The sequence below is a fragment of the Streptomyces sp. 11x1 genome, assembly GCF_032598905.1.
In the GTDB taxonomy this organism is placed as follows: Bacteria; Actinomycetota; Actinomycetes; order Streptomycetales; family Streptomycetaceae; genus Streptomyces.
This window is the reverse complement of record NZ_CP122458.1, coordinates 9,056,104-9,082,278: the sequence shown is the minus strand read 5'-3', so window position 1 is coordinate 9,082,278 and position 26,175 is coordinate 9,056,104. Positions and strand designations below refer to the sequence as shown.

The 26,175-nt window shown below is 67.0% G+C and carries 18 protein-coding genes, 3 rRNA genes and 1 riboswitch; of the genes, 5 read left to right on the top strand and 16 right to left on the bottom strand.

Features of this window, described 5'->3' with window-relative positions; genetic code table 11:
• The first annotated feature begins 34 nt into the window (after positions 1–34).
• Both P8T65_RS39930 and P8T65_RS39925 read left to right on the top strand, forming a co-directional pair.
• Complete coding sequence (locus tag P8T65_RS39930; protein ID WP_316730263.1) at positions 35–814, top strand: SDR family oxidoreductase; 780 nt, start codon at positions 35–37, stop codon at positions 812–814.
• A 276-nt stretch (positions 815–1,090) separates the two neighbouring features.
• A complete protein-coding gene (locus P8T65_RS39925) occupies positions 1,091–1,900 on the top strand; it encodes a PhzF family phenazine biosynthesis protein (protein ID WP_316730262.1) in 810 nt (269 codons plus the stop codon).
• Between the two features lie 58 nt (positions 1,901–1,958).
• Here P8T65_RS39925 and P8T65_RS39920 read toward each other — a convergent pair whose 3' ends face one another.
• Together P8T65_RS39920 and P8T65_RS39915 are read right to left on the bottom strand one after the other, a co-directional pair.
• Complete coding sequence (locus P8T65_RS39920; RefSeq protein WP_399102133.1) at positions 1,959–2,759, bottom strand: CPBP family intramembrane glutamic endopeptidase; 801 nt, start codon at positions 2,757–2,759, stop codon at positions 1,959–1,961.
• A 189-nt stretch (positions 2,760–2,948) separates the two neighbouring features.
• Positions 2,949–4,463, bottom strand: a complete 1,515-nt coding sequence (locus P8T65_RS39915) for a glutamate--cysteine ligase (RefSeq protein WP_316730261.1) — start codon at positions 4,461–4,463, stop codon at positions 2,949–2,951.
• A 568-nt stretch (positions 4,464–5,031) separates the two neighbouring features.
• On the opposite strand from P8T65_RS39915, the gene P8T65_RS39910 reads away from it, so the two are divergent.
• Entirely contained in the window at positions 5,032–5,616 is a 585-nt protein-coding gene (locus P8T65_RS39910; RefSeq protein ID WP_184896571.1) for a hypothetical protein, read from the top strand.
• Positions 5,617–6,025: 409 nt separating this feature from the next.
• Positions 6,026–6,226 carry a DUF5999 family protein gene (locus tag P8T65_RS39905; RefSeq protein WP_013005137.1) on the top strand — a complete coding sequence of 67 codons (201 nt, stop codon included), beginning with the start codon at positions 6,026–6,028 and terminating at the stop codon, positions 6,224–6,226.
• Between the two features lie 117 nt (positions 6,227–6,343).
• Here P8T65_RS39905 and gcvP read toward each other — a convergent pair whose 3' ends face one another.
• Positions 6,344–9,229, bottom strand: a complete 2,886-nt coding sequence (gene gcvP / locus P8T65_RS39900; RefSeq protein ID WP_316730260.1) for an aminomethyl-transferring glycine dehydrogenase — start codon at positions 9,227–9,229, stop codon at positions 6,344–6,346.
• Between the two features lie 172 nt (positions 9,230–9,401).
• Positions 9,402–9,498: riboswitch (glycine riboswitch) on the bottom strand.
• Between the two features lie 124 nt (positions 9,499–9,622).
• Between gcvP and P8T65_RS39895 the strand changes: the two genes are divergently transcribed.
• Complete coding sequence (locus tag P8T65_RS39895) at positions 9,623–9,991, top strand: PRC-barrel domain-containing protein (RefSeq protein ID WP_316730258.1); 369 nt, start codon at positions 9,623–9,625, stop codon at positions 9,989–9,991.
• 242 nt (positions 9,992–10,233) lie between these two features.
• Here P8T65_RS39895 and P8T65_RS39890 read toward each other — a convergent pair whose 3' ends face one another.
• From P8T65_RS39890 to P8T65_RS39830, 13 genes are all read right to left on the bottom strand, one after another.
• The gene (locus P8T65_RS39890; RefSeq protein WP_316730257.1) at positions 10,234–11,595 is read right to left on the bottom strand and encodes a DNA polymerase IV; all 1,362 of its coding nucleotides are present in this window, start codon (positions 11,593–11,595) and stop codon (positions 10,234–10,236) included.
• Positions 11,596–11,688: 93 nt separating this feature from the next.
• On the bottom strand, positions 11,689–12,216 hold the full coding sequence (locus P8T65_RS39885; RefSeq protein ID WP_399103357.1) for a MerR family transcriptional regulator: 528 nt from the start codon (positions 12,214–12,216) through the stop codon (positions 11,689–11,691).
• Between the two features lie 418 nt (positions 12,217–12,634).
• On the bottom strand, positions 12,635–13,108 hold the full coding sequence (locus P8T65_RS39880) for a bifunctional nuclease family protein (protein WP_005475662.1): 474 nt from the start codon (positions 13,106–13,108) through the stop codon (positions 12,635–12,637).
• A gap of 84 nt (positions 13,109–13,192) precedes the next feature.
• Entirely contained in the window at positions 13,193–13,948 is a 756-nt protein-coding gene (locus P8T65_RS39875) for a MerR family transcriptional regulator (protein ID WP_316730253.1), read from the bottom strand.
• A gap of 42 nt (positions 13,949–13,990) precedes the next feature.
• Complete coding sequence (locus P8T65_RS39870) at positions 13,991–14,962, bottom strand: FHA domain-containing protein (RefSeq protein WP_215451069.1); 972 nt, start codon at positions 14,960–14,962, stop codon at positions 13,991–13,993.
• Positions 14,963–15,023: 61 nt separating this feature from the next.
• On the bottom strand, positions 15,024–15,908 hold the full coding sequence (locus P8T65_RS39865; RefSeq protein ID WP_316730251.1) for a DUF881 domain-containing protein: 885 nt from the start codon (positions 15,906–15,908) through the stop codon (positions 15,024–15,026).
• A gap of 5 nt (positions 15,909–15,913) precedes the next feature.
• On the bottom strand, positions 15,914–16,246 hold the full coding sequence (locus tag P8T65_RS39860; RefSeq protein ID WP_009343209.1) for a small basic family protein: 333 nt from the start codon (positions 16,244–16,246) through the stop codon (positions 15,914–15,916).
• On the bottom strand, positions 16,243–17,148 hold the full coding sequence (locus tag P8T65_RS39855; RefSeq protein WP_316730249.1) for a DUF881 domain-containing protein: 906 nt from the start codon (positions 17,146–17,148) through the stop codon (positions 16,243–16,245). The genes P8T65_RS39860 and P8T65_RS39855 overlap by 4 nt, the downstream gene beginning before the upstream one ends.
• Positions 17,149–17,246: 98 nt before the next feature.
• A complete protein-coding gene (locus tag P8T65_RS39850; RefSeq protein WP_184896552.1) occupies positions 17,247–19,742 on the bottom strand; it encodes a mannose-1-phosphate guanyltransferase in 2,496 nt (831 codons plus the stop codon).
• Between the two features lie 112 nt (positions 19,743–19,854).
• Positions 19,855–20,463: a CDP-alcohol phosphatidyltransferase family protein gene (locus P8T65_RS39845; RefSeq protein WP_184896551.1), complete on the bottom strand. Its 609-nt coding sequence runs from the start codon at positions 20,461–20,463 to the stop codon at positions 19,855–19,857.
• Between the two features lie 111 nt (positions 20,464–20,574).
• A 5S ribosomal RNA gene (gene rrf, locus P8T65_RS39840) occupies positions 20,575–20,691 on the bottom strand.
• A 95-nt stretch (positions 20,692–20,786) separates the two neighbouring features.
• A 23S ribosomal RNA gene (locus P8T65_RS39835) occupies positions 20,787–23,910 on the bottom strand.
• A 308-nt stretch (positions 23,911–24,218) separates the two neighbouring features.
• Positions 24,219–25,744, bottom strand: a 16S ribosomal RNA gene (locus tag P8T65_RS39830).
• Together the 16S, 23S and 5S rRNA genes form the textbook arrangement of a ribosomal RNA operon.
• Positions 25,745–26,175 lie beyond the last annotated feature (431 nt).

Sequence of the window (26,175 nt, the reverse complement as noted above, 5' to 3'; positions counted from 1 at the left end):
CCGCCGGGCGCCGACGCTCCCCTAGGGTGCGGGAATGATCTCCGACAGTTACCTCTCCCGACTGTTCTCCCTCGACGGCCGGGTAGCCGTGGTGACAGGCGGCAGCTCCGGCATCGGCAAGGCCATCGCCACGGCGCTCGCGCAGGCCGGGGCGAGCGTGGTGATCGTCGCGCGCGGGGAGACGGAACTGGCGGCCACGGTCGACCGGCTGACGGCGGACGGCTGCCGCGCGGCCTGGGTGAGCGGCGACCTCGGCACGCGAGCAGGCGTGCGCGCGGCGGCGGAGCAGGCGACGGAGGCGTTCGGCGAACCCGACATCCTCGTCAACAGCGCCGGCGTCAACCTCCGTCCCCCGCTGAGCGACCTGGGCGAAGACGTGTGGGACACCACCATGGCGGTGAACCTGGACGCGCCCTTCCTGCTGGGCCAGCGCTTCGGGCCCGGCATGGCCGAGCGGGGCTACGGACGCATCATCCACATCACCTCGCAGCAGGCGCACCGGGCGTTCGTCCGCAGCGGCGCGTACGGCGTCTCCAAGGGCGCCCTGGAGTCACTCGCCCGCTCGCAGGCCGAGGAGTGGTCGCCGCACGGCGTCACCTGCAACACCCTGGTCCCCGGCTTCGTCCCGACCCCGCTCAACGCCCGCCTGTCGTCCGACCCGGAGCAGGTGGCGGCGCTCGCCGCCCGCACCCTGACCGGCCGCAACGGTCTCCCTGACGACTTCGCCGGCGCCGCGGTGTTCCTGTCCGGACACTCAGCCGGCTACATCACCGGGCAAACGATCTTCGTCGACGGCGGCTTCTCCGTCCACTAGACGGACCCCCGACGGCGGCCAGACGGATCCCCGTCTGCCGAGCGGACCTTGTCTGTCTAGACGGACCTCGTCTGTCACGCGGACCTCGCCTGCCAGGCTGGGCCTTGGCTGCCAGGCTGATCCCGTCCACCAGGTACCTTCTCCGCCCGCCGGCCCACCGTCCGGCGAAGTGGCCCAATGAGAACCACGAAGTGGCCCATGAGAACCGGCCCACCCAGTCCACCGTCCCGGAATTGGCCTTGGCCCGTGGCTTCCCGAACCGCCTAGCGTCGTCCCATGCGCATTCGTATCGTCGACGCCTTCACCGACCGCCCCTTCTCCGGCAACCCGGCCGGAGTCCTCCTCCTCGACGCCTTCCCGGACGACGCCTGGCTCCGGAACGTGGCCAAGGAGGTCAACCACGCCGAGACCGCGTTCGCCCACCCCCTCCCGGCCGGCGGCGACGCCGACTGGGCGCTGCGCTGGTTCACGCCGGTCGCCGAGGTGGCGATGTGCGGCCACGCCACACTGGCCACGGCGCACGTCCTGAACAGCACCCACACCCACGAGGGCCCGGTTCGGTTCGCCACGCGCAGCGGCGTCCTCATCGCCACACCCCAGCCGGACGGTTCGCTCACCCTCGACTTCCCGACCGCGCCCCTCACCCCGGTCCCCGTCCCGGACGGCGTCGCGGAGGCCCTCGGCGCCGAGCCGTTGAGCGCCTTCGACACCGGCCCGCAGGTGGGCGACCTGCTGCTGGAGCTGGCCGACGAGAAGACGGTCCTCGGTCTGACCCCCGACCTGCGTTCCCTCGGCCGCTACTCCGAGCGCGGCATCATCGCCACCGCCCGCGCCGAGGACGCCGCCGTCGGCCACGACTACGTCTCGCGCTGCTTCTTCCCGAACATCGGCATCGACGAGGACCCGGTCACGGGCAGCGCCCACACCGCCCTCGCCCCCTTCTGGTCCGCACGCCTGGGCAGCCCGGATCTCACCGGCCTCCAGGCCTCCCCCCGCTCCGGCCACGTCCGCACGGGACTCCGCGGCGACCGCACCCTGCTCTCCGGCCGCGCGGTCACGGTCATCGACGGCGAACTCCTCGCCTGACGGGCGACCTGCGCGGGCGTCGGTCCCGCCGCCGTCGCCCACTCCGGCCGCACTCCCCTCAAGGCGTGGGCAGCCAGTCCACCTTCCCGGCCAGCAGCGCGTACCCCACGAACGCCCCGATGTCGAGCAGCGAGTGGGCCACCACCAGCGGGCCCACTCGCCCCCACCGCCGGTACAGATAGACGAACACCACGCCCATCACCATGTTGCCGACGAAGCCGCCGATGCCCTGGTAGAGGTGGTACGAGCCGCGCAGCACCGAGCTGGCGGCCAGCGCGCTCCCCGGCGACCAGCCCAGTTGCTGGAGCCGACGCAACAGATACCCGACCACGATGACCTCTTCGAGGATCGCGTTCTGGACCGCGGAGAGGATCAGCACGGGGTACTTCCACCACACCTCGGGCAGCGCCTCCGGTACCACGGTGAGGTTGAAGCCGAGGCCGCGCGCCGCCAGGTAGAAGGCGATCCCGGTGCTGCCGATCACCGCGGCGATCGCCGCACCCCGGCCGAGATCGGGCCACGGCTTCGTCCGGTCGAAGCCGAGGGTCCGCAGCCCGGCGCCCTCACGCAGCAGGAAGTGCGCGACCAACGCGACGGGCACCAGGGCGGTCGTGATGCCGAAGAGCTGCCACGCGAGGTCGAGCCACGGTCGGCCCGGCGCGGCCGAGGCGTTCATGGTGGCCGCCTGGTCCTTGAGCCCACCGGGTTCGGTCACCGATCCGATGAAGCTGATCAGCGCGGACACCCCGCTCGCGCCGAGCGAGAGCGCGAGCACGAGGAGCGTCTCGTCCCTCAGAATCCGTCGGCCCGGCCGCTCCTCCGGTACCGCGCCCTCCACCGACTCCACCTGCCCCTGCACCCACGCCTCCCGTTGTCCGGTCCGCCGAGGGTCCATCATCACCCGCGGCGGTCCGCGACATTCCGTCGGCGTCCCCTCTCAGCGGCCCACCCGAACGGAGGCGACGCCCGGCAGAGGGCCGGTCTCAGCGACCCAGCCGACCGGACGCGACGCCCGGGAGGCCGCCGGCGGCCCGGCGAAGGCAGGCTCTCAGCCCAGCGGCACCGGCTCCGGCAGCCCGACCGGCCAGCTGTGGACCGGTTCCCCGGAGTGCATCAGCTCGCCGTAGCGCCGTGTCGTGGCGGCCAGCGCCTCGTCCCGGCCCAGCCCCTTGGCCAGAGCCCGGTGGAACGTTTCGACCTGCCAGGACGCCCCGTTGGCCCGGCGCCGGCAGCGCTCCTCGATCACTCCGAGGTAGAAGTCGCGATCGACCGGCTCGACCCCCCACGCGTCCAGCCCCGCCTCGGCGAGCGGCAACAGCTCGTCCCGTACGAGGTTCACCGCGTCCACCGGCCCCACCCCGCCGTAGCGCCCGCGCGGCCACTGCAGCCGCGCGTCGATGCCGTGTCGGCACGCCTCGTCGAAGTTGGCGGCGGCCGCCTCGAACGGCAGCCGTGTCCAGACCGGCCGCGACTCCTCGGCGAGGGCGCGTACCACGCCGTAGTAGAAGGCGGCGTTGGCGATCACGTCCGTGATGGTCGGCCCTGCGGGCAGCACCCGGTTCTCCACGCGCAGGTGCGGGACCCCGTCGGCGATGCCGTAGACGGGCCGGTTCCAGCGGTAGATCGTGCCGTTGTGCAGGGTGAGTTCGGCGAGAGAGGGCACGCCGCCCGCGTCGAGGACGGCCATCGGGTCCTCCTCGTCGCAGATGGGCAGCAGAGCCGGGAAGAAGCGCAGGTTCTCCTCGAAGAGGTCGAACGCCGAGGAGATCCACCGCTCCCCGAACCAGGTGCGCGGCCGCACCCCTTGGGCCTGCAACTCGGGCGGCCGGGTGTCGGTGGACTGCTGGAACAGCGGCGGTCGCGACTCGCGCCACAGCTCGTGCCCGAACAGGAACGGCGAGTTGGCGCCGATGGCGACCTGCGCGGCGGCGACCGCCTGGGCGGCGTTCCACACGTCGGCGAACCGGCCCGGGGTGACCTGGAGGTGCAACTGCACCGAGGTACAGGCTGCTTCGGGCGCGATGGACTTCGAGGTGCAGACGAGCCGCTCCACCCCGTCGATGTCGAGGGTGAAGTCCTCGCCCCGGGCGGCGACGATCTGATCGTTGAGCAGGGTGTAGCGGTCGCCCGCGGAGAGGTTCGAGGAGACCAGGTCGTCCCGGCCCAGGGTCGGCAGAATGCCGATCATCACGATTCCCGCGCCGACTTCGATCGCCTTGCGGTCGGCATACGCGAGGGAGGTGCGCAGCTCCTCGGAAAGCTGGTCGAATACCCGGCCGCCGAGCCGATGTGGAGCAATGTTGACTTCCAGGTTGAACATGGCGAGTTCTGTTTGGAAATCTCGGCTCGCAATCCGCTCCAGCACTTGCGCATTCATCATTCTGGGCAGCCCGTCGCCGTCGACGAGGTTCAGCTCGATCTCCACACCCATCAGGTTCTTGGGACGATCGAACCGCTTCTCCTCCAGCAGCCGCGCCAGCCCCGCCAGGCACTGCCTCAACTTGTCGCGGTACTGCTGGCGATCGGAGAGGCCGAACGGCCCCGCCACGACCTTCTCTCCCATCTAGGGGTCCCTCCTTGGATGGGCATGCCGACGATCCGGCCACTGCTGTCTCGGGTCCACGAATGATGATGCCCCGGTGGAGCCGCTGATAACGTCCCGGCCGCGACCTGCGCACGCTAGGCTGAACGCGGTCACCTACGACACTATTCACTCGGCGTGCTTCTGGCACATTCAGCGGGCATGAATGAGCACGCGCTTTCCACCTGTTGCGTTTCGTGAAAAGCGCCGACGAGAACAGGCCGTCCGCTACGCGTCGGTATTACATGGTCACCGGCGTTCCCTGTTGAGAAAGCGGGTTGATGGGCAGCTCCTGGCGACCTGATACCGCCTTGTTCTTCATATGGGGAACGGCTAGACGAAACCTTGTGTGAACACGTGTCGTATAAACTCTGCAAACGAGGCTGAGAGCGGCACTCGCGGTCCTCGGTCCCGCCGTCGGACCACGCGCGGCGGACCCACCCACGCACCCGGACCCCGGGCACCCGTCTCTCCGATCCCCGCGAGCTGACAGCGCCGTCCGCCCCCGCCCTCGCGCCACCGTGCCTGTCGAATGGAGAGGCGACCCACCATGCCGCTGCATGTCCCCCCGGCTCCCGCGCCCGCCCTGCGCACCGTCCTCATGGCACTCGGATCTCCCACCGCCGTCCACGAGACGCGAACCCCGTCGCTGAAGAACGCCTCGGGCCCCGCCACCCCCGAACTTCCGCTGCCCGTCCACGTCCTCGACCGGATCACCCCGGCGGGCACGGGCACCGCCCGGCTCACCGGATGGCGGTTCCTGATCCGCTGCGGCGACCGCGCCGTAGCCGCCGCAGAGACCCGGCTGACCCCGGACGGCTGGGTGTTCTCGCACTTCTTCGAGGGCCCGTACATCACCTCCACCGAGCGCGCCCTGCGCCAGGCCGAGGTCATGCAGCTGCCCTACCAGCCACGCCTGTTGTCCGTGCCCGAGCTGTACATGATCACGCTCTGGCTGCACGCCGGCCCCACCGCCGACGGCGCCTCCGGCCATCCGGCCCCGGACGACCTGCTGGTCCCGCTGGCGCCGGCACCGCCCGGTATCGCCGCCCACCGCCCACACCGGGTCGCCGATCTCCTCCCGGTACTGACCACCCGACTCACGCCCGCCCCCCTACTGGGGTCACCCGCCTGAACCAAGGCCGGCTCGCCTCTTCGCATCGCTCGCGCCCCGCTGCCGATTTCCCGGTGGCGGGGCGCTCGTTTTCCCTCTGCTCCCCCACCGAGAATGCGCGCTCTTTCGGGCGGCAATACGCTCGTACGAGCTATTCGGTCGCTATCCCGCCACCGGACTAGCCCCATCCGACCATGGCGAACCACCCGAAGGGACAGGGGGGCGGGGATGAACCGTCCGCGCAAGGGATGCGTCATCAACCTGTGAAGAAGCCGTGCTGCGAAATGCCTGCGGATTGACGCCCGTGGGGCAACACTGGGACCGGACCGATTTATCACAACGGGGGGCGGCCATGAACGAGGCTTCAAGCCGCGGGTCGGACAAACCAGCCGACTCAGACCACACGACAAGCCGAAAGATCCCAACAACCATGTGCCAGCACCAGCCACTGTGCCCGACAGCCGAGTCCGCCGACCGGGAGGGCGCCCGACTCGTGGCGCACCACCCGGAGCAGGGATGGAGCCTGCTCTGCAACGGCGTTCTGCTCTTCGAGGACACCGGTGAGCTCCTGCCGGACGGCCAGATCATCGCACCGCACCGCCCGATGGGCACCGTGGTGACAGCCGCCTGAGCCGCACAGACGTGCGCGCAGGGTGAACGTCCCCGCACGGGACGTCCGCCCGGACAGACGAGGGGCCGGCCGGAGAACGCACTCTCCGAACCGGCCCCGACGCGTACCCCCGGACGACTACTCCGCGTAAGCGTCCAACGGCGGGCAGGAGCAGACGAGGTTCCGGTCGCCGAAGGCCTGGTCGATCCGGCGCACCGGCGGCCAGTACTTGTCGGCGGGCGAGACCCCGGCCGGGAAGACCGCCTCCGCACGGGTGTAGGCGTGCTCCCACTCCCCGCCGAGCGCGGCCGCCGTGTGCGGCGCGTTGCGCAGCGGGTTGTCGTCCGCCGGCCACTCGCCCGAGGCGACCTTCTCGATCTCCGCACGGATGGCGATCATCGCGTCGCAGAACCGGTCCAGCTCACCGAGGTCCTCCGACTCGGTCGGCTCGATCATCAGCGTCCCGGCCACCGGGAACGACATCGTCGGCGCATGGAAGCCGTAGTCGATCAGCCGCTTGGCGATGTCGTCGACGCTCACCCCGGTCGCCTTGGCCAGCGGCCGCAGGTCGACGATGCACTCGTGCGCCACGAGCCCGCCGGGACCGGTGTAGAGCACCGGGTAGTGCGGCTCCAGCCGCTTGGCGATGTAGTTGGCGCTGAGCACCGCCACCTGAGTGGCCCGCTTGAGCCCCTCGCCGCCCATGAGCCGGACGTACGCCCACGAGATGGGCAGGATGCCCGCCGAGCCCCACGGCGCCGCCGAGATCGGGCCCACGCCCGTCTCCGGACCGGCCGCGGGCTGCAACGGGTGGTTGGGCAGGAACGGCGCCAGGTGCTCGCGCACCGCCACCGGCCCGACGCCCGGACCGCCGCCGCCGTGCGGGATGCAGAACGTCTTGTGCAGGTTCAGGTGCGAGACGTCGCCGCCGAAGTGTCCCGGCTTGGCGAGCCCCACCAGCGCGTTGAGGTTGGCCCCGTCGACGTAGACCTGCCCACCGGCGTCGTGCACCTGCGCGCAGATGTCGGCCACGTGCTCCTCGAACACACCGTGCGTGGACGGGTACGTGATCATCAGCACGGACAGCTCGTCACGGTACTGCTCGATCTTCGCCCGCAGGTCCTCGACGTCGATCTCGCCGTCCTCGGCGGTCTTCACGACGACGACCTTCATCCCGGCCATGACGGCGCTCGCCGCGTTGGTGCCGTGCGCGGAGGACGGGATGAGGCACACGGTCCGCTGCGCGTCGCCGTTGGCCCGGTGGTAGCCGCGCACAGCCAGCAGCCCGGCCAGCTCGCCCTGCGAGCCGGCGTTCGGCTGCAGCGACACCTTGTCGTACCCGGTGGCCTCCGCCAGGCGCTCCTCCAGCTCACGGATGAGCGTGAGGTACCCCTGCGCCTGCCCGGCGGGCGCGAACGGGTGCAGCTGCCCGAACTCCGGCCAGGTCACCGGCTCCATCTCGGTGGTCGCGTTGAGCTTCATCGTGCAGGAGCCCAGCGGGATCATGCCCCGGTCCAGCGCGTAGTCCCGGTCGGCGAGCCGGCGCAGATAGCGCAGCATCGCGGTCTCGGAGCGGTACTCGTGGAACACCGGGTGCGTGAGGTAGTCGTCCGACCGCAGCAACGCCTCGGGCAGCGTGTCGTCGGCGGCGGCGTCCAGGGCCTCGACATCCCCCTCCACCCCGAACGCGGTCCACACGGCGCCGAGCTGCGCCCGGGTGGTGGTCTCGTCGCAGGAGATCGACACCAGGTCGGCGTCCACCGGGTGCAGGTTCACGCCATGTTCCCGCGCGGCCGCCACGACCTCACCGGCCCGCCCGGGCACCCGCACGGTGAGCGTGTCGAAGTACGCGCCGTGCACGACCTCGATGCCACCGGCGGCGAGCCCCGCGGCGAGCACGGTGGCGTACCGGTGCGTACGCCGGGCGATGGTCCGCAGCCCCTCCGGCCCGTGGTAGACGGCGTACATCCCGGCCATCACGGCGAGCAGCACCTGAGCCGTACAGATGTTGCTGGTCGCCTTCTCCCGACGGATGTGCTGCTCCCGCGTCTGCAGGGCGAGCCGGTACGCCTTGTGTCCGTCCTCGTCCACGGAGACGCCCACGAGCCGCCCGGGCAGGCTGCGCGCGAACTTCTCCTGTACGGCCATGTAGCCCGCGTGCGGACCGCCGAAGCCCATCGGCACACCGAACCGCTGTGTCGTGCCCACCGCGATGTCGGCACCCAGCTCACCGGGCGACGCCAGCAGCGTGAGGGCGAGCAGGTCGGCGGCGACGGTGACCAGCGCGCCGAGCCGGTGCGCCTGCTCGACGACCGGCTTCAGATCGCGTACGGCACCGGAGGCGCCGGGGTACTGAAGCAGCACCCCGTTGATCTCCCGCTCGGCGATGTCGGCCGGGATCCCCTCGCTCAGGTCCGCAACGACGACCTCGACCCCGGTCGGTTCGGCACGGGTCTGGATCACGGCGATCGTCTGCGGCAGCGCGTCCGCGTCGACGAGGAAGAGCCCCTTCTTGTTCTTCCCCATGCGCCGGGACAGCGCCATCGCCTCGGCGGCGGCGGTGCCCTCGTCGAGCAGGGAGGCCCCGGAGGTGGGCAGCCCGGTCAGTTCGGCGACGACCGTCTGGAAATTGAGCAGTGCCTCCAGGCGCCCCTGGGAGATCTCGGGCTGATACGGCGTGTAGGCGGTGTACCAGGCCGGGTTCTCCATGACGTTGCGCAGGATGACGGGCGGCGTGAAGGTCCCGTAGTACCCGAGCCCGATCATCGACCCGAGCACCTGGTTGCGGTCCGCCAGCGAACGCAGCTCCGCCAGTACCTCGGCCTCGGTGCGGGCACCCGGCAGATCGAGCACCTCGGCGTTCTTGATCACATCGGGCACCGCGGCGGCCGTCAGCTCGTCGAGCGAGCCGTACCCGACGTGCGCGAGCATCTTGGCCCGGGCCTCGACGTCCGGGCCGATGTGGCGCCGCTCGAAGGGGATTCCCTGTTCGAGCTCGGAGAGCGGAATGCGATGGGCGGTCATTACGGAGGCCTCCTGGTCTGACACGACCTTCGAGGGGCACCACGGCACGGGTGCCCGGACGGCCTCCCCCTCTGTCATCTCAACCTGAGAGTTTCACCGGTCCTGGTTCGGGCCGGTTTTCACCGTCGGTGAGAGCGGGAGCCGTGACACCCGCTCTGCTTTCCAGAGTGACCTCGTCCGTGCGGTACGTGGGCCTGAGAGATTCCGGGGAGGATTTGCTCCTTCGGCGCCTCCGGATGGTGTCCGGAGGACTCTCCCGCACGGGGTCAACAGCCGCTGCCAGCGTATCAGCGCGGTCAACGCACTCACCTTCGAGTGGCCGCCGCCCCCGATGTGCCTTTTCGTAGTCATGAGACACGATGTGTGACTGTTTTGCGACCATATGGAGGGCCCGTGCAGACCGACATCGATCCGCGCAACCTGATCGGCCGCAAGGCGTTCGACCGCAGAGGCAGCAAGATCGGCACCGTGGACGAGGTCTACCTCGACGACGCCACGGGCATCCCCGAGTGGGCCGCGATACGCATGGGCTTCTTCGGCCGCGACGCTTTCGTCCCCCTGGAGCCCAGCGAACTGGTCGAGGGCACCCTCCGCGTTCCCTTCGAACGCTCCCTCATCAAGGACGCCCCCGACTTCGGCGTGGGCCGCCACCTCTCCCCGGAACAGGAACTCCAGCTCTACCACCACTACGGCCTGGACACGGCCCCACCCCCACCCCTGGACCACGACTTCGGCAACACAGCAGGCAAGGACGACACCTGACCCCGCCCCTCCCCGAACCGGCCCTCCCCCCGAGCCGACCATCCGCCCGACCCTCCCGCGAGTCGGCGACCCGTCCGGCCCTCCCCCGAGCCGGCCACCCGCCTGACCCGGCACGGGCCCTCCCGGGGCCGCCACCCCCGGCCCTCTCGCGAGCCACCGCCCTTTCATTCCCGGCCTGCCCCTGATCCCCGCCGCGACGGCGCTCAGCCCCGGCGGCACGGCCCGGCGGCGCCCAGCCTTGCTCAGCCCCGCACCCCACCCTGCACCAACGGCAACGGCTCAGCCGGTTCCAGCTCCGGATCGTCGGTCCGGAACGTCCGCACACGCCCGGGCTCCACGTCGTCCGGCGTCTCGAACCGCACGGTCACCCGCCCCAGTCCACTTCCCTGCACCCACCCGTGCCCGTACTCGGCATGGCGCACGTCGTGCCCGGCTCTCCACTGCCGCTCCCCACCCGCACGCTCCTCGACAGCGGGCGCATCCACAGCGACCCCGGCGGCCCCGGCATCGTCCTGGACAGGACCCACCTCACCGGCCGCCTGCGCGAACAGGTCCTCCTGCGTGTAGTCGGCGAGACCGCTGACGCCCACCCCCAGCAGCCGCACACCACCTGTCGTGTCCACGGCCTCCAGCAGCCGCCCCGCCGCCTCCCGCACCACCGTGGGGTCGTCCGTGGGCCCCCGCAACGTCTCGGACCGGGTCAGCGTCGAGAAGTCGTACCGCCGCACCTTCAGCACGATCGTCCGCCCCGACAGCCCGGCCCCCCGCAGCCTCCGCACACACCGGTCCGCGAGCCGCTGCACCTCCATCCGCACCCGCACCCGGTCATGGATGTCGACGTCGTACGTGTCCTCCACCGACACCGACTTGGTGTCCCGCTCGGCCACGACCGCGCGGTCGTCCCGCGCCAGCGCCATCGCGTACAGCCCGTGCCCGTGCGCCTTGCCCAGCAGCCGGACGATCTCGTCCTCCCCGGCCTCCACGATCTCCTCGACCGTGGCGATCCCTGCCCGCCGCAGATGGTCCCCGGTCGCCGGCCCCACGCCCGGCAGGATCCGTACGGACATCGGCCCCAACAACGCCCGCTCGGTCCCGGGCTCGATCAGCACCAGCCCGTCCGGCTTGGCCTGCTCGGAAGCGATCTTCGCGATCATCTTGGAGGCCGCGAGCCCCACGGAGCCGGTGAGCGCGGTCACCGCCCGTATGTCCGCCCGCAACCGCACCCCCACCAGCCGCGCGGACTCCTCGTCCCAGGCCGCTCCTCCGGCCTCCAGGTCCACGAACGCCTCGTCCAGGCTCAACGGCTCCACCAGTGGAGACAGATCCCGCAAGAGCCCCATGACCTGATCGCTGATCGCCCGGTAGAACGTGAAGCGCGGCGTGAGATACGCGGCGTTGGGAGCGAGCCGACGCGCCTGCGCCATCGGCATCGCCGAGTGCACCCCGAAGACCCGCGCCTCGTACGAGGCGGTCGCGACCACTCCCCGGGGCCCCAACCCGCCCACCACAACGGCTTTCCCGCGCAGACTCGGCTTGGACGCCTGCTCCGCCGAGGCATAGAAGGCATCCATGTCGAGATGCAGGATGGTGGGCGCGGTTCTCACATGTCCGATGCTGCCCTACGCCACTGACAATGCCCCATGTCCCGCGTCGACGACGGCATCGCTGCTCACACCTCCCGGCCCCGCGCCGGCCTCTCAGACCGCCCGGTTGCGTCGCCGCGCCAACTCGTCCGACGGGTTGTGTCCCACGAATGTCTCCCCGGTGTCGACCCGTTCTCCGTGCAGCTGGGAGAGAGCGCTTTCCACATCACGCCAAACGACCCCCACGGCAATCCCGAAGACCCCCTGGCCGCCCTGGAGCAGGGCGTGGACCTCGTCGGGCGAGGTGCACTCGTAGACCGTCGCCCCGTCGCTCATCAGCGTCATCCGCTCCAGATCACTGAAGCCCCGCTCCCTCAGGTGCTGGACGGCGCTGCGGATGTTCTGCAGCGACACCCCCGTGTCGAGGAACCGTTTCACGATCTTGAGGACGACGACGTCCCGGAAGCTGTAGAGGCGCTGCGTCCCGGAGCCCTGCGCTGAACGCACACTCGGCTCCACGAGACCCGTGCGGGCCCAGTAGTCGAGCTGCCGGTAGGTGATGCCGGCCGCCGCGCACGCGGTGGGACCGCGGTAGCCGACGTTCTCATGCGGCTCGGACGCCGCCTCCGCGCTGTCCTGCACGACCGCGGGCCGCTGCGGGATGTGACCGGCCGCGCTGCTGTGAAGCTGGTACGGGCCGCTGTCCCCCAGCCTGCGTCCGGGGGCACCCCCAGCCGTACCGTCGCCGCTGCTTCTCACGCCGACCTCCGTCCTTGACCTGCCTTATCGACGGTAGGCAGCCACCAAGGGTGCGTCAACGACCACCGCACTCGCCACGCCGAGTGATAATCACCCTGAGAGTGGTTTCGCGTGCCCTCCCGCGGGGAAAGGCTAGCTGAATGCACTCCGGCGGAGCCGACTGACGGTGCACAGTCCCCGGCACGTGCGGGCCCCGCTCGGACGCCCTCAGAGCAGCAACGCCCCGCCACCTGGATACATGCACGGACATCCGCGACGGCGGCGCCGAGACCGCACGGCCTCGCACCACCGCCCACCCGGCTCACTGACTGTTCGTACCGAAGTCCTCGGGCGAGATCTGGTCGAGGAACTCGCGGAACTTCTCCACCTCGTCCTCCTGCTCGTCCGGGATCGCGATGCCCGCGTCGTCGAGCACCCCGTCACTGCCAAAGATCGGCGTACCGGTACGCAACGCCAGCGCTATGGCGTCGGACGGCCGCGCACTCACCTCGACCCCACTGGCGAACACCAGCTCCGCGTAGAAGACGCCCTCACGCAGGTCGGTGATGCGCACTTCCGTGAGCTCCTGGCCGACGGCCTCCAGCACATCCTTGAACAGGTCGTGGGTCAGCGGCCGCGCGGGGGCCATGCCCTGCTGGGCGAAAGCGATCGCCGTCGCCTCCCCCGGCCCGATCCAGATGGGGAGGTAACGATCGCCTCCCACTTCGCGCAGGAGCACGATCGGTTGGTTGGAGGGCATCTCGACCCGGACACCTACGACATCGAGCTCGTTCACACAGCAACCCTAGGCCGTGCTCGGGACGTTTGGGTAGTCGGGCACAGATCGGCCGCCCGATCCGCCACAGGCGAACACCGCGCCTCAGCGGATTCGAACGCCCAGCGCGCTGCGCACCAGAGCCGCGTGCAGCTTCACCGTGAGCCCCGCCAGCTCCCGCGTGCGGTCCTCCGCATGGGCCCTGGTCTGCGGATTGCGATGCAGACGCAGCGGCGCCACCACCTGATCCACGAGCCCCGCCTCGCGATCCGCGGCGGCCCGCATCACCCTCAGATGCCGTGGCTCGATACCGAACCGCCCCAGTTCGACCACAAGCGTGGCGACGGTGAGCGTCTCGGCCTCGTACGAACCGTCCGGCAGCGCGGCCACCAGCCCGTACGACTCCCACTCCGCCAGCTGCTCCTCGTCGATCCCGGCGCCGGCCAGAAGCTCATCACGCCCGATCCGGGCCGCCGGCGTCTCCTCCGGCTCCCCGAAGAGCTCGCTCAGGCGCTCTCCGTCGCCCACGTCACGCTGACGCCCCACGGACGGCAGCCGTACGTCCTCGCCGCGCTCCAGGGCCTCCAGATACTCGCGGATCACCTTGAGCGGCAGATAGTGGTCCCGCTGCATCCTGAGAACGTGCCCCAGGCGCTCGACGTCCTCGGCGCTGAACTTGCGATACCCCGAGGGGGTCCGCTGCGGCTCGATGAGCCCCTCCGACTCCAGGAAACGGATCTTGGAGATGGTTACCTCGGGGAACTCCTCGCGCAGTGCGTTCAGCACCGTGCCGATGCTCACTAGGCCACTGTCCGCGGCGGCGGTGCCGTGGTCGGCACCACCGCTCGTTGTTCGAAGCATGGACCTTCCCTGGGGTCCCCCCGGACGCGGTCCGGGGGAGGGTCAGTAGCCCCGCTGGCTCGCGTAGAAGACCAGCCGGTACTTGCCGATCTGCACCTCGTCGCCGTTGTGCAGGGCGACCTGGTCGATCCGCTCACGATTGACGTACGTGCCGTTCAGGCTGCCGACGTCAGCGACCGTGAACGAGCCGTCCTGGCCCCGGCGGAACTCCACATGGCGACGCGACACGGTCACGTCGTCCAGGAAGATGTCGCTCTGCGGGTGACGGCCGGCCGTGGTCAGATCGCCGTCCAGCAGGAAGCGGCTGCCCGCGTTCGGGCCGCGACGCACGACGAGGAGTGCCGAGCCGAGCGGGAGCGCGTCGACGGCGGCCTGGGCCTCGGGAGAAAGCGCCGGCAGCTGGGTCTGGCCGGTGACCTCGGAGTCATAGGCCTCGAGGCCGGAGATGGAGATCGTGGAGGTCGTCTCGGACGGACGCTCGGGAGTCGCGCCGGCCCGCAGCGGAGCACCGCAGTTCGAGCAGAAGCGACTGTTCTCCGCGTTGCGGTTACCGCACCTCGTACACACCAGGGCCGACATCGACGGATCCTCCTGCCGCGGCTGCCCCGCCGGGGCATTGGACGCATACGGGTCTGAAGCGAAACCTCCACCCGTACCTGAGGTTGACGGATCCCCGAAACCTATGCGGCCCGACTGGGCAGGGTCAACAGACGGCGCGCCCTGACCTCCGGAAATGTCACCTCCCGGACCAGCGACCTGGTCCCGGAACATGGGGCGCTCACCGCCCTGGCCCTCCGCCTCCGAAGGCTGCGCGCGATGGCGGGAGGTCGCGTTGTCGCTGCCCTCTCGCGCGCTCTTGCCGAACAACTTCGCAAACAACTTCACGGGCGATTCCCCTTGACCGAAACAGACCCGCCCGTGGGGCAGGACGAACCCTGACTGAACACACCGGCCGAGCCGGACAACCTCACAACGTCCGTACCCACCGGACAGTTTCCACCACGCACCACCCATTCGGTGCGCCGACCCCCCGCAACCTCATGCCCTCGACGGACGGGCCCCATGCACCTGCGGTTCACTGGGAGGACGACCGAGCGTAGTCAGGCCGCTTCGCCGCTCGCAAGGCGTCCACGACGATCTTCTCCGCCCGCCGCACGGTCACGGTGGCCTGCTCCTTCTCCAGTGTCTGCACCACTCCTCCGGGGATGTTCAGTGCGGGCTCGAGGTCCTGCGGGTTGCCGATGACCTTGAAACGAAACGGCTGGGTGATCTTGTTCCCGTCGACACTGATTCCGTCGTCGGAATCGGTCAGATACGTGCTGGCCACGACCCGCACACCGTTCACCTGGATCGCCTCCGCGCCGGCCGCGCGCAGCTCCTGGATCGCGTCGAGCAACATGTCCGCCTCGACCGTCCCCTTCGTGTCGTCGATCGTCAGTGTGATGCCGGGCCCCTGCGCCGCCACCGTGCCCGCCAGAATTCCGAGTTGCCGCTCCTTCTCGACCGTCTGCTTGCGCGCCTCCTCAGCCTGGTCCGAGCTGTTCTCCAGCTCGGTGCGCTGATCCTCCAGACCCTGCTTCTCCTCCTCCAGACGCTGCGTACGGTCATCCAGTTCATCCAGGATGCGAACGAGGTCCTCCTGGCGCGCTCCGCGGAGCGCACTGTCGTCGTTGTTGGAGGCCACCTGGATGGCCAGCCCGAAGCCGAGGCCGAACAGCAGCAGGGCCACGATGAGTTGGGCACGGGTGAAGCGCGGCGGCCACAGCCCCTGGGCCAGCCGCTGCCGCCCGGTCAGCCTGTTTTTCTCCTCCTGAGGTGCCTCACCGGTCTCCTCGATGGCCGTGGGGGCCGTGGGGGCCACTTCCTGCGGAAGTTCCCGGCGCAGCCGGGTCGTGGGCGCGTCGTCCTCTCCCGCACCGGGAGTCGGCTTCGGGTCGGGCGTGCGGTCCTGGTCGCTCATCGGCCTCACGCCCGGAACACGTGCCGGCGGATCGCCGCGGCGTTGGAGAAGATGCGGATGCCGAGAACGACCACGACGCCCGTGGACAGCTGGGCGCCGACGCCCAACTTGTCACCGAGGAAGACGATCAGGGCGGCCACGACCACGTTCGACAGGAACGACACGACGAAGACCTTGTCGTCGAAGATGCCGTCCAACATCGCGCGCAGACCACCGAAGACGGCGTCCAGCGCCGCCACCACGGCGATGGGGAGATACGGCTCTACCACCGCCGGTACCTCGGGCCGGACCAACAGTCCGGCCACGACTCCGAGGACGAGGCCCAGTACGGCGATCACGATGTGCCCTTCTCTGTGCTGGGTTCTGCTGTTCGTACGATCACGCTCGGCGCGGCCGGCACCTTGAGGTCGTCCTCGACGGAAATGCTCGTCCGGATGCCGAAGTTCTCCTGGAGGGCATGCAGATACAGCCCGTCGGGGCTGTTCTGGAACCTGGTGCTCAGCCGCTGCCCGTCCCCCACCGCGAGGACCGTGTACGGCGGTGCCAGGGGCTTGTTGTCGACCAGTATCGCGTCGCCCGCGGCCCTGATCGCCGACAGCGCGGTGAGCCGCTGGCCGTTGACCGAGATGGCTTCGGCGCCGGACTCCCACAGCCCGTTGACGACCCGCTGCATGTCACGGTCCCGCACACGGCCCGTGTCCGAGAACCCGGAGGTCTCCCGCGGGTCTCCGTCACCGCCCTGACCGGCGCCCTTGGAGTCGTTGACGACGAGGCGGACTCCGGGGCCGTGCACCTCGACGGCGCCCGACAGGATGCCCATCAGGTCGTTCCCGTCGCTGCCGCCGTCGTCCTTGAGGGCTTTGCGCTGGCGTGCGCTCACGTCGTCCCGGAGCTCGTCCACGGAGTCCTCGAGCTCGTCCGCGGCGGCGGTCTCCTCCTGGATGCGGTCGATGAGCTCCTCGCGCTCCTTGGCGACCACGGGCGCGCTGATGCGTGCCTGCGCGGCACCCACCGTCACCACCAGGGCGGCGAGGACCAGACCGACCGCGAGTCCCAGCTTGGCCCGCACCGTCTTCGGCATGCCCGCGGTGCCCGCGGCCTTCTTGCGGGCGGCGGCCTCGGCGTATCCGTCGTCGAGGCTGTGGTCCATGACGTTGTTGAGCAGCGACATGGAGGCGTCCGGACGCGACGGGCGCGCGGGTGTGCTCCGAACGGGGGGCTGCTGCGGCATGCCGCACATCGTCGCACGTCGCGACCACTACCTCCGAATGGCCCCACCGGCGTGCCGGACAGGCCCCGTTGGGGGCACTTGTCCGGCACGCGCGCGTGCGAGGTCGATCAGCGGCCGGCGCTGTCCACGACCGCCGCCCACTCGTCCAGCAGGGCCTGCGCCGAGGCGTCGTCGGGCCCCTCGGCCCACAGATGTGTGACGGCTTCGGCGGGATCCGGGAGGACCATCACCCACCGCCCGTCGGTCTCCACGACCCGCACCCCGTCGGTGGTGTCCACGAAACGGTCCCCGGCCGCCTCCACGACCCGCCGCATCACCAGGCCCTTGACGGCCCACGGAGTGGCGAGATCCCGCTTCAGGACGTGCGCCCGCGGAATCCGCGCGTCGATCTGGCTGAGCGTGAGCTGCGTGCGCGCCACCAACCCGATGAGCCGTACGAAGGCCGCCGTCCCGTCGAAGACGCTGCTGAACTCCGGCACGATGAAACCGCCGCGCCCGTCGCCGCCGAAGATGGTCGTCTCGTCCCCGCCGACCCGCGTGAGGTCGTCGGGCGAGGTGGTCGTCCACTCGACCTGCGTGCCGTGGTACGCGGCGACCTGCTCGCCGATCCTGGTGGTGGTGACAGGGAGCGCGACCCGTCCGCTCCGCCGTTCGGCGGCCACCAGGTCGAGCATGACCAGCAGGGCCCGGTCGTCCTCGACGATCCGGCCCTTCTCGTCGACGAGCGACAGCCGTTCACCGACAGGGTCGAACCGGACGCCGAATGCGGCCCGCGAGGACGCGACGATCTCGCCCAGTCGCACCAGACCGGAGCGCCTCATGTCGCCCGTCTCCGTCGGGCGCGACTCGTCGAGACCCGGGTTGATCGTCAGCGAGTCGACACCCAGCTTGCCGAGCAGACTCGGCAGCACCAGACCGGCGCTGCCGTTGGACGCGTCCACGACGACCTTGAGCCCCGACTCGGCGATCCCGGTGGTGTCGACGTTGCGGAGCAACGACCCGGTGTACGAGTCGAACACACTGGCCGGGAAGTGCAGGTCCCCGATCTCGCCCGGGAACGCGCGCCTGTACTCCTGCCGCGCGAACACCCGGTCCAGCTTGCGCTGGCTGGCCTGCGACAGGTCGGCGCCCTGCCCGTCGAAGAACATGATGTCGACGGAGTCGGGAACGCCCGGTGTCGTCCGGATCATGATCCCGCCGGCGCTGCCCCGGGCGGTCTGCTGCCGAGCCACCGGCAGCGGGACGTTCTCCAGGTCCCGTACGTCGATGGCGCTGGCCTGCAGCGCCGAGATGACCGCCCGCTTCAGCGCGCGGGCGCCTCGGGAGTGGTCGCGGGCGGTGGTGACCGTGGAACCCTTCTTGAGGGTCGTGGCATAGGCACCCGCGAGCCTCACGGCCAGCTCGGGGGTGATCTCCACATTCAGGATGCCGGAGACGCCCCGGGCACCGAACAGGTGGGCTTGCCCTCGGGATTCCCAGATCACCGAGGTGTTGACGAAAGCACCGGCCTCGATCGTCTTGAAGGGGTAGACGCGCACGTTCCCCTGGATGATCGATTCTTCGCCGACGAGACACTCGTCGCCGATCACCGCGCCGTCCTCGATCCGCGCGGCGCGCATGATGTCGGTGTTCTTTCCGACCACGCAGCCACGCAAATTGCTGTGCTGCCCGATGTAGACGTTGTCGTGGACCACGGCCTTGTGCAGAAAGGCCCCGCTCTTGACGACGACGTTCGAGCCCACGACCGTGTGCTCGCGGATTTCGGCGCCTGCTTCCACCTTGGCGTAGTCCCCGATGTACAGCGGCCCGCGCAGCACGGCGTCGGGGTGCACTTCGGCGCCTTCGGCGATCCACACACCGGGCGAGAGCTCGAACCCGTCGATCTCGACGTCGACCTTGCCCTCCAGCACGTCGGCCTGAGCCTTCACATAGCTCTCGTGCGTGCCGACGTCCTCCCAGTAGCCCTCGGCGACATAGCCGTAGACCGGCTTGCCCTCCTTCATCAGCTGCGGGAAGACATCGCCGGACCAGTCGACGGGAACGTCTGCCTCGACGTAGTCGAAGACCTCCGGCTCCATCACATAGATGCCCGTGTTGACGGTGTCGGAGAAGACCTGGCCCCAGGTGGGCTTCTCCAGGAATCGCTCGACCTTGCCTTCCTCGTCCACGATCGTGATACCGAATTCCAATGGATTCGGCACCCGAGTCAGACAGACGGTGACCAGCGCACCCTTTTCCTTGTGGAAATTGATGAGCTCGGTGAGGTCGAAGTCGGTGAGGGCATCCCCGGAGATGACGAGGAAGGCATCGTCCTTCAGCGCCTCCTCGGCGTTCTTGACGCTCCCGGCGGTACCGAGTGGCTTCTCCTCGTTGGCATAGGAGAGCTCCATCCCGAGCTCCTCGCCGTCCCCGAAGTAGTTCTTGACGAGTGACGCCAGGAACTGGACAGTAACGACGGTCTCATTGAGCCCATGCCTTTTGAGCAGCCGCAGTACGTGCTCCATGATCGGGCGGTTCGCCACGGGCAGGAGCGGTTTGGGCATGCTCGAGGTCATGGGGCGAAGGCGTGTGCCTTCGCCTCCGGCCATCACGACGGCCTTCATGTCGGAAGCGTCCTCCTTGAAGAGACGGTCTAGCCGACTTCACCCGTCCAGATTGTCCCGCACTTTTCCGACACGGGCCATCGAGCCACTAACGGCCGCCCACTGGGCGGGCTCAATCGGCCATGGCGTCCGCACTGACGAGTCGGCGGACCTGAACCACGTAGAGGATCCCTGCCCACCAGTACAGCGTTGTACCCCATCCGGCGAACGCCCATCCGAAAATAGCAGCGAGTGACGAGATCCATCCGCTTCCGTCACTGAGCAGCAGCAACGGGAAGGCATACATAAGGTTGAACGTAGCCGCCTTGCCGAGGAAGTTCACCTGGGGCGGCGGATAGCCGTGCCGTCTGAGGATGCCCACCATCACCAGCAGAACCAGCTCACGCAGGAGCAGGACAGCGGTCAACCACAAGGGCAGAATCTCGCGCCAGGTGAGCCCCACGAGAGTTGACAGGATGTACAACCTGTCAGCCGCGGGATCGAGAAGCCGGCCGAGGCTGCTGATCTGGTTCCAGCGTCGAGCCAGCATGCCGTCCAGATAGTCACTGACGCCGCTGAGAGCGAGCACCAGGAGCGCCCAGCCGTCGGCCTTGGGGCCGCCGAACTCGGGCCAGAGAATCAGCCACAGGAAGACGGGAACGCCAACGAGCCGCGCCATGCTGAGGATGTTCGGGATGGTGAGGACCCGGTCCGTCTGGACCCGTGTCTCCTGGACCTCCACCCGGGTGCCTCCTGGGGGAAAATGAGCCAACGATGCCCCCTGACCCTACCTCAACGCAAAAAAGCTCTGGCTCCTGGGCTTGTGTGCCCAAGAGCCAGAGCTCTAAAAGGAGTTCGGCGGCGTCCTACTCTCCCACAGGGTCCCCCCTGCAGTACCATCGGCGCTGTAAGGCTTAGCTTCCGGGTTCGGAATGTAACCGGGCGTTTCCCTCACGCTATGACCACCGAAACACTATGAAACTATGAATACCGCACCATCCCTCATGACCATGAGAAATGGGGTTGTTCGTGGTTTCAGAACCAACACAGTGGACGCGAGCAACTGAGGACAAGCCCTCGGCCTATTAGTACCAGTCAACTCCACCCGTTACCAGGCTTCCATATCTGGCCTATCAACCCAGTCGTCTACTGGGAGCCTTAACCCCTCAAAGGGGGTGGGAGTCCTCATCTCGAAGCAGGCTTCCCGCTTAGATGCTTTCAGCGGTTATCCCTCCCGAACGTAGCCAACCAGCCATGCCCTTGGCAGAACAACTGGCACACCAGAGGTTCGTCCGTCCCGGTCCTCTCGTACTAGGGACAGCCCTTCTCAAGACTCCTACGCGCACAGCGGATAGGGACCGAACTGTCTCACGACGTTCTAAACCCAGCTCGCGTACCGCTTTAATGGGCGAACAGCCCAACCCTTGGGACCGACTCCAGCCCCAGGATGCGACGAGCCGACATCGAGGTGCCAAACCATCCCGTCGATATGGACTCTTGGGGAAGATCAGCCTGTTATCCCCGGGGTACCTTTTATCCGTTGAGCGACGGCGCTTCCACAAGCCACCGCCGGATCACTAGTCCCGACTTTCGTCCCTGCTCGACCCGTCGGTCTCACAGTCAAGCTCCCTTGTGCACTTACACTCACCACCTGATTGCCAACCAGGCTGAGGGAACCTTTGGGCGCCTCCGTTACCCTTTGGGAGGCAACCGCCCCAGTTAAACTACCCATCAGACACTGTCCCCGATCCGGATCACGGACCCGGGTTAGACATCCAGCACGACCAGACTGGTATTTCAACGACGACTCCACCCGAACTGGCGTCCGAGCTTCACAGTCTCCCAGCTATCCTACACAAGCCGAACCGAACACCAATATCAAACTGTAGTAAAGGTCCCGGGGTCTTTCCGTCCTGCTGCGCGAAACGAGCATCTTTACTCGTAGTGCAATTTCACCGGGCCTATGGTTGAGACAGTCGAGAAGTCGTTACGCCATTCGTGCAGGTCGGAACTTACCCGACAAGGAATTTCGCTACCTTAGGATGGTTATAGTTACCACCGCCGTTTACTGGCGCTTAAGTTCTCAGCTTCGCCACCCCGAAGAGTGACTAACCGGTCCCCTTAACGTTCCAGCACCGGGCAGGCGTCAGTCCGTATACATCGCCTTACGGCTTCGCACGGACCTGTGTTTTTAGTAAACAGTCGCTTCTCGCTGGTCTCTGCGGCCACCCCCAGCTCACCGAGTAAATCGGATCACCAGGTGTGGCCCCCCTTCTCCCGAAGTTACGGGGGCATTTTGCCGAGTTCCTTAACCATAGTTCACCCGAACGCCTCGGTATTCTCTACCAGACCACCTGAGTCGGTTTAGGGTACGGGCCGCCATGAAACTCGCTAGAGGCTTTTCTCGACAGCATAGGATCATCCACTTCACCACAATCGGCTCGGCATCAGGTCTCAGACTATGTGCCAGGCGGATTTACCTACCCGACGTCCTACACCCTTACCCCGGGACAACCACCGCCCGGGATGGACTACCTTCCTGCGTCACCCCATCACTCACCTACTGCAAGTCTGGTTCGTCGGCTCCACCACTCCCCTTCACCCGAAGGATCCGGGACGGCTTCACGGACTTAGCATCGCCTGGTTCAATGTTTGACGCTTCACAGCGGGTACCGGAATATCAACCGGTTATCCATCGACTACGCCTGTCGGCCTCGCCTTAGGTCCCGACTTACCCTGGGCAGATCAGCTTGACCCAGGAACCCTTGGTCAATCGGCGCAAACGTTTCTCACGTTTGTATCGCTACTCATGCCTGCATTCTCACTCGTGAACCGTCCACAACTCGCTTCCGCGGCTGCTTCACCCGGCACACGACGCTCCCCTACCCATCCCAGCGGGCGTTGGCCCTCATGCTGGAATGACACGACTTCGGCGGTACGCTTGAGCCCCGCTACATTGTCGGCGCGGAATCACTAGACCAGTGAGCTATTACGCACTCTTTCAAGGGTGGCTGCTTCTAAGCCAACCTCCTGGTTGTCTCTGCGACTCCACATCCTTTCCCACTTAGCGTACGCTTAGGGGCCTTAGTCGATGCTCTGGGCTGTTTCCCTCTCGACCATGGAGCTTATCCCCCACAGTCTCACTGCCGCGCTCTCACTTACCGGCATTCGGAGTTTGGCTAAGGTCAGTAACCCGGTAGGGCCCATCGCCTATCCAGTGCTCTACCTCCGGCAAGAAACACACGACGCTGCACCTAAATGCATTTCGGGGAGAACCAGCTATCACGGAGTTTGATTGGCCTTTCACCCCTAACCACAGGTCATCCCCCAGGTTTTCAACCCTGGTGGGTTCGGTCCTCCACGAAGTCTTACCTCCGCTTCAACCTGCCCATGGCTAGATCACTCCGCTTCGGGTCTTGAGCGTGCTACTGAGTCGCCCTGTTCGGACTCGCTTTCGCTACGGCTACCCCACCCGGGTTAACCTCGCAACACACCGCAAACTCGCAGGCTCATTCTTCAAAAGGCACGCAGTCACGACGCACTGAGTAAACTCAATGCGCGACGCTCCCACGGCTTGTAGGCACACGGTTTCAGGTACTATTTCACTCCGCTCCCGCGGTACTTTTCACCATTCCCTCACGGTACTATCCGCTATCGGTCACCAGGGAATATTTAGGCTTAGCGGGTGGTCCCGCCAGATTCACACGGGATTTCTCGGGCCCCGTGCTACTTGGGTGTCTCTCAAACGAGCCGCTGATGTTTCAGCTACGGGGGTCTTACCCTCTACGCCGGACCTTTCGCATGTCCTTCGCCTACATCAACGGTTTCTGACTCGTCCTGTTGCCGGCAGACAACAGAAGAGAGATCCCACAACCCCGTATACGCAACCCCTGCCGGGTCTCACACGCATACGGTTTGGCCTCATCCAGTTTCGCTCGCCACTACTCCCGGAATCACGGTTGTTTTCTCTTCCTGCGGGTACTGAGATGTTTCACTTCCCCGCGTTCCCTCCACACTGCCTATGTGTTCAGCAGCGGGTGACAGCCCATGACGACTGCCGGGTTTCCCCATTCGGAAACCCCCGGATCAAAGCCTGGTTGACGACTCCCCGGGGACTATCGTGGCCTCCCACGTCCTTCATCGGTTCCTGGTGCCAAGGCATCCACCGTGCGCCCTTAAAAACTTGGCCACAGATGCTCGCGTCCACTGTGCAGTTCTCAAACAACGACCAACCACCCATCACCCCGAACCAGTAGATTCGAGTGCACCGGGGCCGGCACTGAAGGCAGCCACACGGCCGTGCCCTCAGACACCCAACAGCGTGCCCGACCGGATTCCGTCCGGAGATCATGTTTTCCACGCTCTTGCGAGCAGTACTAACAGCCTCCGGCCCGTGAAACCGGCCGAATAATCAACGTTCCACCCATGAGCAACCACCGTCGGACGTTCGCCGACGTTGTGGCCCTGGATCTCTTGCGAGATCTAGATGCTCCTTAGAAAGGAGGTGATCCAGCCGCACCTTCCGGTACGGCTACCTTGTTACGACTTCGTCCCAATCGCCAGTCCCACCTTCGACAGCTCCCTCCCTTACGGGTTGGGCCACCGGCTTCGGGTGTTACCGACTTTCGTGACGTGACGGGCGGTGTGTACAAGGCCCGGGAACGTATTCACCGCAGCACTGCTGATCTGCGATTACTAGCAACTCCGACTTCATGGGGTCGAGTTGCAGACCCCAATCCGAACTGAGACAGGCTTTTTGAGATTCGCTCCGCCTCACGGCTTCGCAGCTCATTGTACCTGCCATTGTAGCACGTGTGCAGCCCAAGACATAAGGGGCATGATGACTTGACGTCGTCCCCACCTTCCTCCGAGTTGACCCCGGCAGTCTCCTGTGAGTCCCCATCACCCCGAAGGGCATGCTGGCAACACAGAACAAGGGTTGCGCTCGTTGCGGGACTTAACCCAACATCTCACGACACGAGCTGACGACAGCCATGCACCACCTGTACACCGACCACAAGGGGGCGACCATCTCTGGCCGTTTCCGGTGTATGTCAAGCCTTGGTAAGGTTCTTCGCGTTGCGTCGAATTAAGCCACATGCTCCGCTGCTTGTGCGGGCCCCCGTCAATTCCTTTGAGTTTTAGCCTTGCGGCCGTACTCCCCAGGCGGGGAACTTAATGCGTTAGCTGCGGCACCGACGACGTGGAATGTCGCCAACACCTAGTTCCCACCGTTTACGGCGTGGACTACCAGGGTATCTAATCCTGTTCGCTCCCCACGCTTTCGCTCCTCAGCGTCAGTAATGGCCCAGAGATCCGCCTTCGCCACCGGTGTTCCTCCTGATATCTGCGCATTTCACCGCTACACCAGGAATTCCGATCTCCCCTACCACACTCTAGTCTGCCCGTATCGAATGCAGACCCGGGGTTAAGCCCCGGGCTTTCACATCCGACGCGACAGACCGCCTACGAGCTCTTTACGCCCAATAATTCCGGACAACGCTCGCGCCCTACGTATTACCGCGGCTGCTGGCACGTAGTTAGCCGGCGCTTCTTCTGCAGGTACCGTCACTTTCGCTTCTTCCCTGCTGAAAGAGGTTTACAACCCGAAGGCCGTCATCCCTCACGCGGCGTCGCTGCATCAGGCTTTCGCCCATTGTGCAATATTCCCCACTGCTGCCTCCCGTAGGAGTCTGGGCCGTGTCTCAGTCCCAGTGTGGCCGGTCGCCCTCTCAGGCCGGCTACCCGTCGTCGCCTTGGTGAGCCGTTACCTCACCAACAAGCTGATAGGCCGCGGGCTCATCCTTCACCGCCGGAGCTTTCCACACTCATCGGATGCCCGAGAGTGTCGTATCCGGTATTAGACCCCGTTTCCAGGGCTTGTCCCAGAGTGAAGGGCAGATTGCCCACGTGTTACTCACCCGTTCGCCACTAATCCCCACCGAAGTGGTTCATCGTTCGACTTGCATGTGTTAAGCACGCCGCCAGCGTTCGTCCTGAGCCAGGATCAAACTCTCCGTGAATGTTTACCGGTAATCCGGTGCACACACACGAGAGCGGAACCACCGGAGGAATAGTCCGATGGTTCACAGCATCCTCGCTGTGTTTGTTTCAAAGGAACCTCGCCCCAGCCGAGATCGGCCAGGAACGGGGTATCAACATATCTGGCGTTGATTTTTGGCACGCTGTTGAGTTCTCAAGGAACGGACGCTTCCTTTGTACTCACCCAAGCAATTTCCTGGGTTTTCCTCCGGGCGCTTCCCTTCGGTGTTCCAAACTCTATCAGTGTTTTTCCGGCCCCCTGACCACCATCCTGCAGGCATGCAGAAAATGATCCCAGGATAGGATCTGAACCATCTGATCGAGTTCGGTACTGCCGGGGTCGGACACGCAGTGCCGCTCGCCCCGAGGCAGGTCTACGACTCTACAACGGGCCGCGGAGCGGGTGCAAATC

Excerpts from the sequence above, each read along its gene's own strand:
- P8T65_RS39930 (WP_316730263.1), top strand. The coding sequence starts at position 35 with ATGATCTCCGACAGTTACCTCTCCCGACTGTTCTCCCTCGACGGCCGG.
- P8T65_RS39925 (WP_316730262.1), top strand. The coding sequence starts at position 1,091 with ATGCGCATTCGTATCGTCGACGCCTTCACCGACCGCCCCTTCTCCGGC.
- P8T65_RS39915 (WP_316730261.1), bottom strand. The coding sequence starts at position 4,463 with ATGGGAGAGAAGGTCGTGGCGGGGCCGTTCGGCCTCTCCGATCGCCAG.
- P8T65_RS39910 (WP_184896571.1), top strand. The coding sequence starts at position 5,032 with ATGCCGCTGCATGTCCCCCCGGCTCCCGCGCCCGCCCTGCGCACCGTC.
- P8T65_RS39905 (WP_013005137.1), top strand. The coding sequence starts at position 6,026 with ATGTGCCAGCACCAGCCACTGTGCCCGACAGCCGAGTCCGCCGACCGG.
- gcvP (WP_316730260.1), bottom strand. The coding sequence starts at position 9,229 with ATGACCGCCCATCGCATTCCGCTCTCCGAGCTCGAACAGGGAATCCCC.
- P8T65_RS39875 (WP_316730253.1), bottom strand. The coding sequence starts at position 13,948 with ATGCTTCGAACAACGAGCGGTGGTGCCGACCACGGCACCGCCGCCGCG.
- P8T65_RS39870 (WP_215451069.1), bottom strand. The coding sequence starts at position 14,962 with ATGGGTGGTGCGTGGTGGAAACTGTCCGGTGGGTACGGACGTTGTGAG.
- P8T65_RS39865 (WP_316730251.1), bottom strand. The coding sequence starts at position 15,908 with ATGAGCGACCAGGACCGCACGCCCGACCCGAAGCCGACTCCCGGTGCG.
- P8T65_RS39855 (WP_316730249.1), bottom strand. The coding sequence starts at position 17,148 with ATGTGCGGCATGCCGCAGCAGCCCCCCGTTCGGAGCACACCCGCGCGC.
- P8T65_RS39850 (WP_184896552.1), bottom strand. The coding sequence starts at position 19,742 with ATGAAGGCCGTCGTGATGGCCGGAGGCGAAGGCACACGCCTTCGCCCC.